General features: G+C 66.6%; 9 protein-coding genes and 3 pseudogenes. 3 read left to right on the forward strand and 9 right to left on the reverse strand.

The genetic code is table 11. The annotated features are described in order from the left end of the window. Nucleotides 1–3: 3 nt before the first annotated feature. Both AC3ERS_RS03505 and AC3ERS_RS03510 read right to left on the reverse strand, forming a co-directional pair. Nucleotides 4–1,530, reverse strand: a complete 1,527-nt coding sequence (locus AC3ERS_RS03505; RefSeq protein ID WP_431963359.1) for a TIGR02677 family protein — start codon at nucleotides 1,528–1,530, stop codon at nucleotides 4–6. Between the two features lie 55 nt (nucleotides 1,531–1,585). Next, nucleotides 1,586–2,800, reverse strand: a complete 1,215-nt coding sequence (locus tag AC3ERS_RS03510; RefSeq protein ID WP_431963361.1) for a TIGR02679 family protein — start codon at nucleotides 2,798–2,800, stop codon at nucleotides 1,586–1,588. A gap of 200 nt (nucleotides 2,801–3,000) precedes the next feature. Between AC3ERS_RS03510 and AC3ERS_RS03515 the strand changes: the two are divergent. Both AC3ERS_RS03515 and AC3ERS_RS03520 read left to right on the forward strand, forming a co-directional pair. Next, nucleotides 3,001–3,210 (forward strand): annotated as a pseudogene (locus tag AC3ERS_RS03515) (helix-turn-helix domain-containing protein); the annotation flags it as partial. Then, nucleotides 3,195–3,800: pseudogene (locus tag AC3ERS_RS03520) on the forward strand (IS630 family transposase); the annotation flags it as partial. The pseudogenes AC3ERS_RS03515 and AC3ERS_RS03520, both read left to right, overlap by 16 nt. Nucleotides 3,801–4,050: 250 nt before the next feature. On the opposite strand, the gene AC3ERS_RS03525 reads toward AC3ERS_RS03520, so the two are convergent. From AC3ERS_RS03525 to AC3ERS_RS03550, 6 genes and pseudogenes are all read right to left on the reverse strand, one after another. Continuing rightward, nucleotides 4,051–4,428 (reverse strand): hypothetical protein, encoded by a 378-nt coding sequence (locus AC3ERS_RS03525; protein WP_431963616.1) that lies wholly within the window; start codon nucleotides 4,426–4,428, stop codon nucleotides 4,051–4,053. 14 nt (nucleotides 4,429–4,442) lie between these two features. Further along, a complete protein-coding gene (locus AC3ERS_RS03530; protein ID WP_431963363.1) occupies nucleotides 4,443–7,904 on the reverse strand; it encodes a WXG100-like domain-containing protein in 3,462 nt (1,153 codons plus the stop codon). 370 nt (nucleotides 7,905–8,274) lie between these two features. Next, nucleotides 8,275–8,592 (reverse strand): annotated as a pseudogene (locus AC3ERS_RS03535) (radical SAM protein); the annotation flags it as partial. Between the two features lie 459 nt (nucleotides 8,593–9,051). Further along, nucleotides 9,052–9,501, reverse strand: coding sequence for an iron chaperone (locus tag AC3ERS_RS03540; protein WP_431963365.1), 450 nt, complete (start codon nucleotides 9,499–9,501; stop codon nucleotides 9,052–9,054). Nucleotides 9,502–9,585: 84 nt separating this feature from the next. Beyond that, the gene (locus AC3ERS_RS03545) at nucleotides 9,586–10,191 is read right to left on the reverse strand and encodes a glyoxalase (RefSeq protein WP_431963367.1); all 606 of its coding nucleotides are present in this window, start codon (nucleotides 10,189–10,191) and stop codon (nucleotides 9,586–9,588) included. Between the two features lie 92 nt (nucleotides 10,192–10,283). Beyond that, nucleotides 10,284–10,640: a VOC family protein gene (locus tag AC3ERS_RS03550; RefSeq protein WP_431963369.1), complete on the reverse strand. Its 357-nt coding sequence runs from the start codon at nucleotides 10,638–10,640 to the stop codon at nucleotides 10,284–10,286. Between the two features lie 322 nt (nucleotides 10,641–10,962). On the opposite strand from AC3ERS_RS03550, the gene AC3ERS_RS03555 reads away from it, so the two are divergent. Continuing rightward, nucleotides 10,963–13,755: an ATP-binding protein gene (locus tag AC3ERS_RS03555; RefSeq protein WP_431963371.1), complete on the forward strand. Its 2,793-nt coding sequence runs from the start codon at nucleotides 10,963–10,965 to the stop codon at nucleotides 13,753–13,755. A gap of 531 nt (nucleotides 13,756–14,286) precedes the next feature. Here AC3ERS_RS03555 and lipA read toward each other — a convergent pair. After that, complete coding sequence (gene lipA, locus AC3ERS_RS03560; protein ID WP_431963373.1) at nucleotides 14,287–15,327, reverse strand: lipoyl synthase; 1,041 nt, start codon at nucleotides 15,325–15,327, stop codon at nucleotides 14,287–14,289. Nucleotides 15,328–15,382: the final 55 nt, after the last annotated feature.

Raw genomic sequence — 15,382 nt, forward strand, 5'->3', positions numbered from 1 at the left:
CGTTCACGCGGACACCTCGGAGTGCCTGCCGCCGCCGCGGACGATCTCGACGACGTAGTCGGGTCCGCGGAAGACGCCGCGCGGGGTCGTCAACTCCGCGATCGCGCCATCCGACGGTGGGCGGAGCGCGATCTCGACACGACCGTCGGATGTACTGCCGCGCCGCACGCCGCCCGAACCGGGTGCGCAGGCCAAAGCCCGGCCGAGGAGCTCGAGCAGCCGCTCGAACACGCCGTGCTCGAGCTTCCCGAACGACGAAAGCCGCACGGCACCACCGGTGTCCAGCATGTCCCACGCCGCCTCCAGTTCCGCGCGTTCGATCGCGGCGCGGGCCTTACGCTCGGCTCTGATCGCGGCGACGTCGGGAATCCCTCCCGTACGGCCGTAGCGTTCGGTGCGGCCGGAGGCGCGGAGCAATGGGGAGACTTCGACGGCAGGCGCCGACGTCCACGATTCCGTGTAGCCGACCAGCTCGGGGTCTTCGTGCGCCAGGTGCGCGTGTCGCGCCGATCCGAGGCCGAACACCGTCGACCACAGGCGGTGCAGATCGTCCTGGTCGGGCAGTATCGAGAACCAGCGCGCCAGCTCGCGGAAGTCCGATACGGCGCTGCTGGAACGACGACGCGACTCGGTGATCCGGTCGAGCACCTGCAACAGGGAGACGATGGCCTTGCGTCCGACGACGCGGAGCTGGTCGATGCGCGGCGCCGCCCCGTCCGTCGGGAGGAACCACGCGCGCAGTCCGTCCCAGCGTGCGCGACGCTGCTCGAGCCACGCCGCCGCCGGATCGGCTCCCGTGAGCCGGGGCAGATCGGCGCCGAGCAGAGCACACTGATGGACGCGGGTGACTCCGTGGTCGTCCACCGCCTGGATTCGCGAGGCGATGGTCTGCGTGCGGTGCTCGATATCGGTCAGGAATTCGCGCAGGTAGGCCACGGTGGCGGCCTTGACCTCGTGGAAGACCGTGAGGTCGACGCCCTCGTCGCGGAGCAGGCGCTGCAGTTCGCCGTTGAACTGTTTGGTGTTGCCGCGCAACGCCTCGAGGTGGGCCTCTAGTTCGGTGAGTGTGGTGAACACGCGGCGATCCGAACCCGATTCCAGCTCTCGCAGCAGATCGGCCAAGCGGTCGGCAATCGCGTCGAGGACCGCGGTCTGCAACGCGCCGGTCGAAGCCAGGACGGTCATGGCATGCGCGACTCCGGCGAAGGCCGCCTCACCCTGTTTGGTCAGTGAATACTGCAAGTTGCGGCGTTCGTATTCGGCTGCGGTGCGGTAGTTCTCGGTGTGGTTCTGGACGATGTCCACTAGGTTCCAGTCACGCAGTTGCCCCAGGGCGTGGGTCAGGTCGTCGTCCTCGATGGCTTCGAGCCAGCCGACCGTGCGCAGCCGGGATCGGACGTCGTCGATTCCGAGGGTGGTTTCCATCCGCTCGTTGGCCTCGCCGAATGCATGGAGGATGGACACGTACAGGCCCGCGCGATCTCCGGTGGTGAACCGGAACATCTCGGGTGGCACCCGAATCGGATCCATGGAACCTCCCCTCGACTGACGGTCAGCAGCAACCATAAGCGCGGGGACGGACATCTCACGGTGCTATGTCGGCCAGAAGTCGATCGATGATGCGCTCCTGGGGCAACGCTATCCCGGATCGGCTGATGTGGTCGGACAGCTCGGCATCCCACGGCACAGGCGTCATCCGGCCCGCCGGCGGGCCTTCGCTGCCGACCGCGGACAGGTAGTCTTCGCTGGTCATACGCCATGGGATGGCATCGAATCTCGCGACGAGGTTGGCTGCGATGCGCAAGCCTTCACCATCGAAATCGCCATGGTAGTGCAGTTTCGCGCCCGCGTTCGACAACAGTTCCAGCATGACGACGGCGGCGCTGCTCGGCCAGCCGGATGTACACACCATCGGCGGGCAGTGCGGACCGAATCGGGTAAGGGCCGTCGCGAGAATGCTGGGATTCTCTACGACCCAGACGGTCTCGGCGACCTCGGGTACTCGGCAGATGGCGCGGAGTTGCTGCAGACTCAGTACTGCGGCGAGGCCGGAGTCGGCGCAAGTCCGCAGGATGCGGCCGACGACGGAGTCACCATCGGTGATCGGCAGTCCTGCGGTCAGCACCGTCGAGGACAGTTCGTCGTCGGAGATACCCGCCTGCGCCCACAGTTGCCGCAGGCCGATCGCGTCGGCGGGAGGTTGCGCGTCGTAGAGGGCGGTCAGCGCGCGAACCACGATGGTGTGCAGGCGGGAGCCGTCATCGAGCGCGTGCGGGTTTCCGAGCACATTCGCCGCGAACACGGGTAGCTGTACTCCGGTGCCGGGCAGCTCGTGTAGGACTCGCAACGCACGGTCGAGCTCGGTCTTCGTGCGCGACACCGATCCCGCGATCAGACCGTTGCGCCGCATCGCCTCTGCCCATGTCGCCAGGGCGGGCTGGGCGCGTACCACATCATGATCCGTGAGCCACTCCCACAACAGATTTCGCTCCGCCATCGCGGCTGCCCGCTCCGCGGACCGGTCCGGGATCGGGCCGCTTCGATACTCGAGCGCGGTTCTGGTGTCACAGCCGGCGATCTCGCGCAATGCGCTGTCGATGGTCGCGAGATGCACGGTCGCGTACTCACCGGGCAGGCGAGCGAGCCCGAGCAGGTCGGCCACCGCCGCCTGCTGCATGGCGGTCAGGGGGCCCACGCGCACTCGCTGAACCGCACGACCCGATGAGAAGCGTTGGTACAGCGCCTCCCACAGCGGCGCCAAGTCCGGAGATAGGCGAGCTATCGCACGCTCGGCGCTCATCGCGTGGGCCCGGTGCAATCGGCTCCGGTTGTATGGGTCATGGTGAGCAATTGTGGTCCGCCGGTCGCGATCCCGTCGGCACCTGGCCCTTTCCGGAAGAGGGCCGCGAACCCGCCCGGATCGCGCGGCGTAGTCAGCAGCCGGTGCGGATGCGGCGTGCGATCGTGGTGATGGCCTCGGCTCAGCATCAGCCGGTGCCGATGATCGCGAAGCTGATGCAGGTGTCGGAATCGTATGTGCGGCAGGTGATCCACGACTTCAACGAGAGGGGTTTCGCTGCGCTGGACCCAAAATGGAGCGCGGGCAGGCCGGCGAAGACCGATCAGGCGACGCGTGATCGGATCTGTTCCATCGCCCGGTGCTGCCCGCGTGATCTGGGCTGGCAGTTCTCCACATGGAGCTTGTCGAAACTGGTCGAGGTATTGCGGCACAACGATATCGCCGACATCAGCAGGGAACACTGCGGCAGATCCTGCGCGCCGTGGGGGTGTCGTGGCAGGCCACCAAGACCTGGAAAGCCAGCAACGAACCCGAGTTCAGCGAGAAGCTGGAGCGGGTGCTCGACTTGTACGACAATCCGCCTGCCGACGGGCGCGTGGTCTGCGTGGACGAGTTCGGGCCGCTGAACCTGCAACCCCGCGCCGGGCGCGGCTGGTTTGGTCGGCGAACACCGAAACGGCTGTGTGCGACCTACAACCGCATCCAGGGCGTGCGGCACATGCTCGGTGCGCTGGATCTTCGTACCGGGCAGCTTTACTACCGCATCCGCGACCGCAAACGCTGGACAGAGTTCCTGGCCTTCCTCGAGTCCCTGCGCCGACGGTGGCCAGGTCAGAGGTTGTATCCGGTCGCAGACAACTATTCGGTCCACAAACGCCGCGAGGTGCGGGAATGGTGCGTCGGCAACGACGTGGAATTGGTGTTCTTGCCGACCTACTCGTCCTGGTTGAACCGCATCGAGTGCGAGTTCTCCGCGTTGCGGTACTTCGCACTCGGCGGCACCGACCACCGCAGCCACGGCGAGCAGGACGACGCGATCGGCGCCTACATCCGCTGGCGTAACCAACACGCCGAACCCATCCGCGACTTCGCCGTCGGATCCAAGATCCGACACCCCGATTACCTACGAAGGCTGCCTGACACGGCACTAGCCACAGTTCCGTCCGTTACATCCCGCGGTCCTCGACCAAGGCAACCAAGAATTTTCGATTCAATACGTTGTGTCCCAACGCCTCCTGTCGGGTGCAAGCTCAGTGTGGTCTGTTCGTCAATTGCGAATACGCTCTCTGGCGTGCATCCGGACCGGGGTCGGCGGCGAAGTATCCACTCGATTCGATGTGCGACAAGAAGTCATCCTCCGGCGCAATGCCGTACTTCTCCAGGTAGTAGCGGGTGGCTGCAGTCCATATCCATTCGCCATCGGTCTTGTATATGCGCGGAACCACTTTTCCCTTGGTCGGGTCGATCATATCGATGGATTTTCCGTTCGCAGCCCGAATGACGGCTCCGCCGTGGAGGAAGCCGAGTATTCTCTCCTTGGTCGCCGGGTCTGTTATTTTCCGCCGGGAGGAGATCACGGGTGTGCCTGATGAATCCACATCATCGAATAGGCGTGCAATTCTGGCCACGATATTCTCCTTCTCTACTTGCCCTTGGGTTCGAACAGTACCCAGTTGCCGTCCGGTGGGTCCTTCGCCTGGTTCTCGCCGAGAACCGGATCCCATACTTCGGTCGCGACCACGATATGTCCGTCCTCGCCTGTCCATGCGATCTCGTTGGGGGCCCATACTTGTACGCCCAGCTCGTTGGCAAGGTGCTGGGCGAAGGGGTCCGCACCCTGTCCGGTTTCGCAGGACAGCAAACGGATGGGCTGGCCTTTCCATTGCGGGTCGGCTCGGATCAGTGCGGCAAGGTCGGCGGGTGAGAGCTCGTCGTCACCGATCCCTACAGCGCTCGGATCTCCGTGCATGTCCACCGTATAGAATCCTTTGGCGGGTATCACCCAATGGGCATACTCCCGCATTTCCGTGTCTGATTCCTCATAATAGGATCGCCCGGCCGGTGTGTTTTGTCCAAGATCGAAATATTCTTGCAGCCGTGGACTCAATGGCGCGGCTGGGGTCACCGGTAGCGGCTGAGTCGGATAATCGTGGACGGGTTGGCCTGAACCTGTCTGGTTGGTTCCATCAGGAGGCAGGCCGTGCGGGCCCGGTTGCGTCCTTCCGACCCGACCCGCTGGACTCCCTGACGGATTGCCCTGGCCGGTTGGAGGTTCGGAAGTCCGGCCGGTGCGTGGATCTGGGGAGGCCGGGTGCTGGTCCGGTTTTCCGATGTCGAAGTTTCCCGGCGAGTTTTTACTCGGTGTCGTGGGTATGTCGGTGTGGGTGAAGTTGTTCGGTTGTTGTAGTTGCGCAGGGTTCTTCGTGTCGGCGGTCGAGGGCTGAGTTGGAGACTCGGGGCGCGAGCTGGTTGGGGTGGTCTCGGTGTTCCAAGGGTTGGAATTGGGGTTGTACTCGGCTTGTTTGAAGCGGTCCTGCCATTCCTGGTAGGTGCGCTGGTAGGGGTTCTTCTTGGTGGGTTCGCCTGAATGGGGTTCAGGCGCTGAGTGATTCGGGTTGATGTGGTTGGGGTGAGAGGGGGCGTTCGAGAGGGGTGCGCGGTTGTCGGGGAGATTGGCGAAAGGTGAGCGGTTCGGTGTCGGGGTGGACTCTGGTGTGCGGTTGCCCGGCAAGCTGGTGAGAAAGGTTTGCTGGTGTTGGGGTGCGGGGTGGGCGGCTTTACCAGGGTGGTTCGAGTTGTCGGTCGGATTCGAGGGGAAACCCGGTTTCGTAGGAAGGCCGGGTTGTACAGGAGAGCCGGGATTCGGGCGCGTCGGGGTGTCCGGGCCGATGGCGGTGTTCTGGGGGTTGGCCGTACCCGGGAAGGTGGGTTTGGCGGGAATGTTGGCGGGTGAGGCGTTGTCCGGGCGAGACGGAGGTGTGTCGGAGCGGTGGGTTTGGGGAATGTTCTGGGGGCTGGGTTGGGTGCGTTGGGGTGCGTTGGTGGTGGGGGATCCCGCGGATGCGCCCGGGTCGCCGGTGATGGGAAATTGCTGCGGGGTGCGGGTGGCGGCGTCTGTAGGGGTGTTGGTCGGGAAGGACGTTGGCGGGCTGGTTGTGGCGGGGGTGGAGGTAGCGGTGGAGGCGGTGGTGGTGTCGATGAACGCCGGGTTGGTTGTCGAGTTCTGGGTGCCTGCCGTCGGAGTGGTGCCGGTTGGTTGGCTGAGGCTTGACGGTGTCGACAAGGAGCCGGGTGTCGACAAGGAGCCGGGTGTCGACGGAGACGATGGCGTGTTCGGCGTCGACGGAGTGCTCGACGTGGGTGTGCTGCTGGACGGTTGGCTGATGCCGTCCTGATTGGACGGCATCGCGGGCGAGGCGGGGTTTGCCGGGGTGACCGGCATTGATGGAGACGCCGGGGCGGACGGAGTTGTGGGCGTGCCGGGGGAAGATGTGGTCCCGGAGGGCGGGTTGGTGGTATCGGTGCTCGTCGGGTTCGACGGGGTATCCGGGCGGGCTTGGTTCTGATTCTGATCGGTGGGGGTGTTCTGCTGGGGGGAGGGCTGCGAGTCTTGCTGATGGGTCGGCTGTTGGGGCGGCTGGTTGGAGGGGTGCGAATCTTGCTGATTCGACGGCTGCTCTGGCTGCTGGCTGGACGGCTGCGAATCCTGTTGCTGGGATTGCTGGGACGGTTGCGTGTCCTGGCGGTTGGAGGGATCGTCGGTGTGGTCGGGCCGACTCGAGGAGGTGTCGGTGGCCTGGTCGGGGTTCTGGTTCGACCCGGTCGACCCGGTATCCGGAGGTTGTTGCGACTGCGGCATCTGTGACGACTGTTGGGGCTGAGACTGCTGCGGGGTGTCCTGGTGCTGGGACTGCTGAGACGGCGACTGCTGGGATTGTTGATTGGTGCCGGAGGGCTGGGTTTGCGAGTCGTCGTCGGTACCGGCAGGGTTGGTCTGGTTGCCCTGACTCTGATTCGGCTGACTCGACTGGTTCTGCTGCTGGCTTTGCTGGTTCTGGTTCTCCGAATCCTGCTGGTTCTGGTTCTGCTGGCTGCTCTGGTTCTGGCTGCTGTTGTTCTGCTCGTTGCCGTTGCCGTCGTTCTGGTTGTCGTTGCCGCCGGTGTCGTTGCCGCCGCCGCGGTTACCGGCGTTCTCCAACCCGCTCTGACCGGCACCGGCCAGCGACGAGGTCAACGTCTCGGTGGTCAACACCTCGGAAAGATCGAACGGTTTGTCGTTGAGTGCGGCATCGGTCGCCGCGCTGGCGACTTCGCCGACCAGGCTGGCCCCGACCTCTTTCGCACCATCTTTCAGGGCGTTGGTGATCGGGTTGCCGCCGTTGCCGTCACCGCTCCCGCCGCCGAGCAGGCCTTCGGTGGCGCCGCCGACTCCGGCGGTGATCAGGTTCTTACCGGAGTCGATCCACTCCTGCTTCGACAACGGATCCCGCCGATCCGCCGCGACCTGCGCCAGTTTCAACCCGATGTCGAGGACGGCTTCCTCGAGGACCGCTTCCCACGCTCCACGCAACGCCGCACGCCCGGCGGCTTTCAACGCTGCCTTGGAGATGATCTTCTGCAGCAGCTTCTTCATCAGGATCCGCAACGTGATCCGAGTCGCCGTCTGTGCGGCGGCCGCGGTCGCCGCACCCGCGGGCGCGCCCACCCCGGTGGCCATCTCGGCCAAGGCCGCAGCCATTTCGATCGCGAAGATCACCAGTGAGGCGATGATCACCAGCTTGGTGTGCTCGATATCGGCAGCGCCGTCACCGATCTGATCGGCCAGGGTCTCGATGTGTTCGATCAGGCCTTCGAAGGCGCCCTGCCCGCCCCCGAGCTTGTCCCAATGTTGTGTCAGGGCTTTGCCGGTCTCACCGTCGAGGGATTGGATGGCCTGCTGAACCACCCCGGTGGCTTCGTCGTCGAGATCGCGCAGCGTGGTCGCCAGCCCCGTCCACGCCGTCTCCACCCGACGCATCGCCGTCTCATCACCCTCGGGCCAATCACCCGCGCCCACAACGTATTTCGCTGCCCACTGCAACGGTTCCGGAATCTCGATACCCACCCGAAAACCCCTCCCGCAACCGCTCGAACCGTGCTGGGCCAAAAATTACCGACAACCCACTAGACGCGCCGAAACCGGATACGGTTCCACCGTACGGTGAGCTCGGTGAGAAACGGTCGAGTCCGATCCCCGCCGAACTGCCCCGCAGAGCCGTGTCCAGATCGGCAGGCAGCGATCGCGGGCCACGCTTGATCAGGCGCCCGAAGCTTGTCCGCCGCCACGGAATCCGATTCGATCGTCGTCGCCCGGGAACACAGATGTAAGGATCGGTGGCGATGTCGGCGACTGGACGACCTCTGTCCACCCGACCTGGTTGCAGCAAGCCGCTGACTGTTCGCGGTCAGTCCGGGCCGGGATTGCGGTCCGCACACTTCGTCACCAGCCCTGCTTCGCGGGCCGCGGTGAGGACCGCGAGGGAGCGCTCGTAGCGGAACGCCGGGCGGATGCGCTTGAAGATGCGGGGGACCGTTTCGAGGTTGTGCGCCAGGACCTCCGGGCGCGAGGAGAAGACTTCGGCGAGTTGGTCGGGGTCGGCGTTGAAGTCGGGGATGAGGAGTTCGACGCCGGTGTTGGGGTTCGAAGCTTTGATGGCGCGGACGGTTTCGGCGTAGAGCCAGGCGCCGCCGTCTTCGAGGTCGTCGCGGGCGACGCCGGTGATGGTGGAGTAGCGCAGGCCCATGGCCTGGACGCGGAGGTCGTTTTCGCCAGACTCGACACCGGGATCCCCGCGGTGCCCAGCTGCTCGCGGATTCGGTCGGCAAAGTTGTTGAAGCGGGTGGCGACGCCGATGTCGCCGGGTTCGACTCCGCGGGCGATCGATTCCTCGGCGGTGGCGACGATCCGCGTGTGTTCGTCGCTCTGCGTGGTGCATTCGTGCAGGACGGGTGAGGGACCATCGACCTCGGACCGGCAGCCTGCGATCGAATCGAGGCTCTCGTCCATGGCATCGATGGTTTCGCCGAGCATCAGACCGAGGTACCAGCTCCGGATATCCGCGGTGGTCCGATAGTTGACATCGAGCTTGGTCGATCTGCTCGCAACCGACGAGGGTACTGCGAGGGAAGCTCGATCGTTGCCCGAAACGGCTGGGCCGTTGGTGGAAGCGCGGGCCGACCTGCCACCGGAGACGGTGGCAGGCCGATGGCGCTCAGCGGGCTGCTTTCTTCACCAGCTCGCCGATCATCGCTTCGTCGTCGGCGGTCAATGCCGCCAGCGCGAACGACGTCGCCCACAGGGTGCCGTCGTCGAGGTTCGCCTTGTCCTCGAAACCGAGTGTGGCGTAGCGCGACTTGAATTTTTCCGCGCTGCGGAAGAAGCAGACGACCTTGCCGTTCTTGGCGTAGGAGGGCATGCCGTACCAGAGTTTCGGCGTCAGCTCCGGTGCGCTCGCGGTGATGACGGCGTGGATTCGTTCGGCGAGGACGCGATCGGATTCGGTCATTTCGGCGATCTTCGCGAGCACGTCCTGCTCACCGTCGGCCTTGGTGGCGCGGGAACCGCGGCGGGCGGCTGTCTTCAGCTCTTGGGCGTGCTCTTTCATCGCGGTGCGTTCTTCGTCGGTGAACGCGACCGCGGACTTGGTCTTCGTGGTGGTCATCAGCCGGAATCCTTCTGTGTCAGTGGTTGATAGCGATGGTCTCGATGGGGGGACCGGTGTAGTCGGGGCCGTCGACCCGGGACGTCAGACGGTCTCCCAGGCGAACCCGTCGGGGTCGGTGAACGTCTCGGCCTTGGTGCCGATGACGATTCGGTGCGATCCGGTGCCGTCCGGTGAGACGCCGGCGTCCTTGGCAGCGGCACGGCGTCCGTAGAGGGCCAGCTTGACCGGCGACCCCGGGGCGGTGAACTCGACGTACTTGCTGCCGAAACTCTTCCCGACGGTCAGGCCGTGGTCGATGTAGAACTGCTTGCTTGCCTTGACGTCGTCGACGCCGAGCAGCAGCACGACGTCGTCGACCGCGCGGGTGGCGGGGAGGGTGTTCTTCTTCTGCGAGGTGGCGATCTTCCAGATCGCCCCGTCGGGGGCCTGGACGACGCCGCCGTATCCCCAGAAGCTCTTCTTCGCCGGCTTCACCGTCGTGAAGCCGGCGTCGAGCGCGGTGCCGACGAGGCTGTCGACGGTGCTGGGTTCGGACACCACCAGCGACACGATGAATCCACGGAATCCGGTCGTCGGCGCCGTCGCGGCGCGGACTCGCACCTTGTCGCCCAAACCGAAGGCGGCGTCGTAGATCTCGGCGGCCCCGGGCTCCGGTGTTTCGAGGGTGATGTAATCGATGGAGGTCATGGCAGTTCCCTTAGGTTTGTAGGTGTCTGGGGTGGGTGCCCTGGATGCCCGGGGCGGTGAGGTGTTGCTGATGGTGGTTCGGTGGTCCGTGCTCATCGGTCCTGAATGAGGCCGAGGACGTTGCCGTCGGCGTCGGTGACGGTGGCGACCCGACGGCCGCCGCCGACCTCGCGCGCGGCCTCTTTCACGGTGGCGCCCGCGGCGGTCAGGTCGGCCAGCTTGGCGTCGATGTCCGGTACATGCCAGTAGGCCACCGAGATGGTCATGCTCTGCGGTCCGCCGCCCGGGACCAGTCCGATGTGCTGGCCCCCGGCCTCGAAGCCGACGTAGTAGGGCGAGTCGGTCTGCGGCGCGACGCCGAGCAGTGCGGTGTACACCGTCTTTGCCGCCGCCAGGTCGGACACCGGATGCAGCACGGTCTTGATTCCCTGGGTGGAAGAGCTGGTCATGATCACTCCTGAATGCGTGGGTCCCGATTGGTGAACCGGACGTATTCACAGCTTCTCTTCCGGCGGCCCCTGCCCACATCCGTGGCGACCACGGAACCGTCCACGGATTGCCCACGGATCACGGACAGCCACCACGGACCGACCGCGGACCAGGCCCTGTCTCGAAGTCCTATCCGGCGCCTCCGCGGCCCAGATCGCGTTGCCATCTCGCCGACGCAACCCCGGTCTCGGGCGCCCAGCCGCGATGTGAGCCACGGATGCATCCGGCCGAATTTCTAGGCAGGGCCTAGGATCACGACGCAGCGATGGAAGATTGAGGGTCATGACGGTAACGGTGGAGATCTCGGCGCGGGAAGCCGAGGTGCTGGCGCTGGTGGGGGAGCATCTGAGCAACGCCGAGATCGGTGCTCGGCTGTTCATCTCGGTGCGCACCGTGGAGAGCCATGTGTCCTCGCTGTTGCGCAAGCTGGAGGTTCCGGATCGGCGGGCGCTCGCCCAGCACGCCTCGAAGTCGGCCGGTGCCGGACGGTCGCGGACGGCTCCGGTGCTGCCGACGCCGCTGACGTCGTTCATCGGACGGACGCGCGAGCGCGCCGAGTTGCTGGCGATGCTCGAGCAGCATCGCCAGGTGACCGCGGTCGGCCCAGGCGGAGTGGGCAAGACCCGGCTCGCGTTGGCGGTTGTCGCGGAGGCGGCTGGTGCGTATCCCGATGGGGTGTGGTTCGTCGATCTGGTACCGGTCACCAACCAGGACATGTGCGTGGTCGCCGGTACGGTTGCGCTGGCGCTCGGACTCGGGGAGCAGCCGGGTCGTGGCATGGACGAGTCGGTGCTTGCGGCACTGGCCGACCGGCGCGCCTTGCTGGTGCTGGACAACTGCGAGCATGTGCGCGATGGGGTCGCGCTGTTCGTCGAACGGCTGCTCGCGGCCTGTCCCGGGGTGACGGTGCTGGCGACCAGCCGGGCCCGGCTGATGGTGCCGTTCGAAAGGGTGTACCCGGTCGCGCCGATGTCGCTGGCGGGCGCGGGCGATTCGGATGCGGTCGCGTTGTTCATGGACCGCGCCGCGGCGAGCGGCTGGCCGCCGAATCACGCACTGCGCGAACAGGTCGCGGTGTTCTGCGAGCGGCTGGATGGGGTGGCGCTGGCGATCGAGCTGGCCGCCGCCCGCTGGACCACATTGGGGCTGGACGGCCTCGAAGCCGGGCTGTCCGACCAACTGCGGATGCTCGCGGGCGGCTCCCGCGCCGAAGACCGGCACCGCTCGGTGCGGGCGGCGCTGGACTGGAGTCATGCTTTGCTGGATCCGGACGATCGAATGCTGCTGCGCCGAGTGTCGGTGTTCATGAAGTCGTTCGGCATCGGGGCGGCGGCGCAGGTGGTCGAGTCCGAGAAAGGCGTGGTGGCCGACGGATTGGCTCGGCTCGCCGAGCAGAGCCTGCTGGTGGTGACGGCCTCGGCGAGCGGGACCGAGTACCGGGCGCTGGAAACCATCCGGCAGTACGGGATGGAGCAACTCGCCGAGGCCGGTGAGCTGGTCGACACCCGGTCTCGGCACGTGCGCTGGTGCGTGGTCGAGGCCGCGAACCTGGCGGAGGTGGGAGAGGGAAGGCGCGCACGGTTCGACGCGGTGGCCGACGACTTCCGTGCCGCGATGAGCTGGGTGGCCGAGCGGCCGGAGCAGCGCACGGACGCGCACCGGCTCGCCCGGCACCTGGCAGATCTGCTTTTCAGCCGTAACCTGATCGGCGAATCCCAGATGCGCTACGAGCAGGCAGCGGCCCTCGCGGACGATACGGCCGCCGCCTTGATGCTGCGTCACGCCGCCGCCGCGGCCGGATGCCAGATGCGCGGCGACGATATGTATCGCCTGAATCGTGCGGCCGCCGACGCCGCCCACCGGTCCGGCGACACCGCCGGGGCCGCCCGCGACCTGGCGACCGCCGCCGCCAACGCGTACCGGTTCTCCAGCAAGTTCGTCCGCACCCTGCCACCGGAGGAGGCGAGCGCACTCATCACGGAGGCGAGGCAGCTGGCGGGCGACGACCCCGCCGCGCTGGCGGCGGTGGCGCTGGCCGAGGCGGGGCGGGTGCTTACCGAGGCTCTCACCGCCCAGCTTCCCGCCGCCGATGCCGTACCGGCGATCGCGTGCGCCGAACGCGCGGTCGAGCTGGCGCGCCGCACCGGCGACACACTCGCCGAGTCCGCCGCACTCGACACGCTCGCCGGCGCCCAGAGCTGGGCCGGTGACACCTTCGCTGCCGCGGCCACGGCGCGGCAGCGAATCACGCTGCTGGAGTCAGCATCTCCCACTCCGGCCGCCACTCACGAGCTGATCGAAGCGCTCGGCGAAGCTGCCGAGGCCAGCCTCGGTGCGGGGGACCTGCCGGGCGCCCGCCGGTGGGCGCGGCAACTTGCGGAGCACCCGTTGCTGGCCGAGGTCGGCCATCGTGCCACCAGTTGGCTGCTGGTAGTCGAGGCATTGGTGGGCAATGTCGGCGAGATACTCACCCACGGTGTCCGGTTCCTCGAAGCGTGGCAGCGGGCAGGCAGCCCCGCCAAGGAGATTCTCGGTCCGGCGGTGGCCGGTGTGGTGATGATCCACGACCTGCGTGACGACCACGACGCACGCAACGAATGGGAAGCGGTCCTGCGTCGAATCGGCGCCTCACCGTGGCACACCCATGGCTACGGCGCGGTCTTCGACACGCTGGCCATGCTCCATCGCGGGCAGGCGCAGGAGGCGCTGCACCGGATGTCGCCGGAGCCAGGGGAGGTGTGGAGATGGGTCACGTGGATCTGGCTGCACTGGTATGTGGCACTGCGGGCCGAAGCCGCCGTACTCGCTGGGAGTCCTGACGCAGGCGACCGCGTGATCGAGGCCAGGACCATCGTGGCCGGGAACCCCGTCGCCGTCGCCATCGTGGACCGAGCCGACGCGCTGCTCGCTCGCGACCGGCGGCGACTCCTCGCCACAGCGGATGCGTTCGACGCCGCCGGTTGCCGCTACCAGTCGGCGCGGACCCGGTTGCTCGCCGGCGGTGACCACGCCGCATCCGGCGCGGAAGCGCTCGCCGATCTCGGCCTCGCCCCGATGGCGCCGCTCGCGTGGTAGGCCCTTGTCGCCCGGTTCCTTTCACGGTCGAGCAATTAGTTGGGCCGGTCCCGGACGCGGGCTCGGACCGCCATGTGTGAGCTGAACCAATCCCGATGAATGTCGGGATGGTGCTCCCTCCGGCGGACGACCACCCCGTTCGATGTCCGTCGAGTGGACAACGCAGATTCTGATCCTGTGGAGATGCTGATCGCGCTGAACCCGGATCCGGGTCTTCCACATCATCACTCGCTCCGGCCTACCGGTCGCCGAACTGACGGGGGCAGAACGCGACAGAGCCGAACTGGCTGCCCGACAGACGATGGTCGCGCTGACCAGAGCACGCGACTACATCTGGGTCGGTGTTGTCGACAACCAAGTTCGGCCACTCTGACCATCCGCCGGTCGAGAGCTCCCACGGCGCCGACGCCTTCCGCGGCTAACGAGGAACTGTGTGATGTTCTGGCCGACTCGCTGTCTGCGCGTCCGGGCTATGCGTCACCGCGACGGTCGGGAATACCCCGCGGTACGCGTACGCTGCGGACGACCAGATCAACTCCCGAAGCGGGCGAGGACGGAGGAGGCTTCCTGGGAAGCCGTGCCTTCCTCGGCGAGATGGGCCATGGTGGGGGCGATTTCGCGACCGTGGTGGGTCATGGCCTGGGCGTAGAGGCGTCCCGCTCGGTAGGACGAGCGGACCAGCGGACCCGCCATGACTCCGGCGAAGCCGATTTCTTCGGCGACCTTGGAGTGCTCGACGAATTCCGCCGGCTTGACCCAGCGGTCCACGGGATGGTGCCGCGGGGAGGGACGGAGGTACTGGGTGATGGTGAGGATGTCGCAACCCGCCTCGTGCAGATCGCGCATGGCTTGGGTGACTTCCTCTGGCGTTTCGCCCATACCGAGGATGAGGTTGGACTTGGTGACCAACCCTGCTTCGCGGGCGGCGGTGAGCACCGCAAGGGAGCGCTCGTAGCGGAAGGCCGGGCGGATGCGCTTGAAGATGCGGGGGACGGTCTCGAGGTTGTGCGCCAGGACTTCCGGGCGCGAGGAGAAGACTTCGGCGAGTTGGTCGGGGTCGGCGTTGAAGTCGGGGATGAGGAGTTCGACGCCGGTGTTGGGGTTCGAAGCTTTGATGGCGCGGACGGTTTCGGCGTAGAGCCAGGCGCCGCCGTCTTCGAGGTCGTCGCGGGCGACGCCGGTGATGGTGGAGTAGCGCAGGCCCATGGCCTGGACGCTTTCGGCGACGCGGCGGGGTTCGTCGCGGTCGAGGGCGGCGGGTTTGCCGGTGTCGATCTGGCAGAAGTCGCAGCGGCGGGTGCACTGTTCGCCGCCGATGAGGAAGGTGGCCTCGCGGTCTTCCCAGCATTCGAAGATGTTGGGGCAGCCCGCTTCTTCGCACACGGTGTGCAGACCCTCGCGCTTCACCAGGCCCTTGAGTTCGGTGTACTCGGGGCCCATGGTGGCGCGGGTGCGGATCCACTTGGGTTTGCGCTCGATGGGGGTTTCCGCGTTGCGGGCTTCGATGCGCAGGAGTTTGCGGCCGTTGGGTGCGGACGCGCTGTGCGGTGTCGGGGTGTCGACTGAGGTCACTGCATCGACCTTACGCCTCGGGTGTCGCCCGCTTCCGGGGTGGCGGTGGCCGTGC

Source organism: Nocardia sp. bgisy134 (assembly GCF_057708325.1).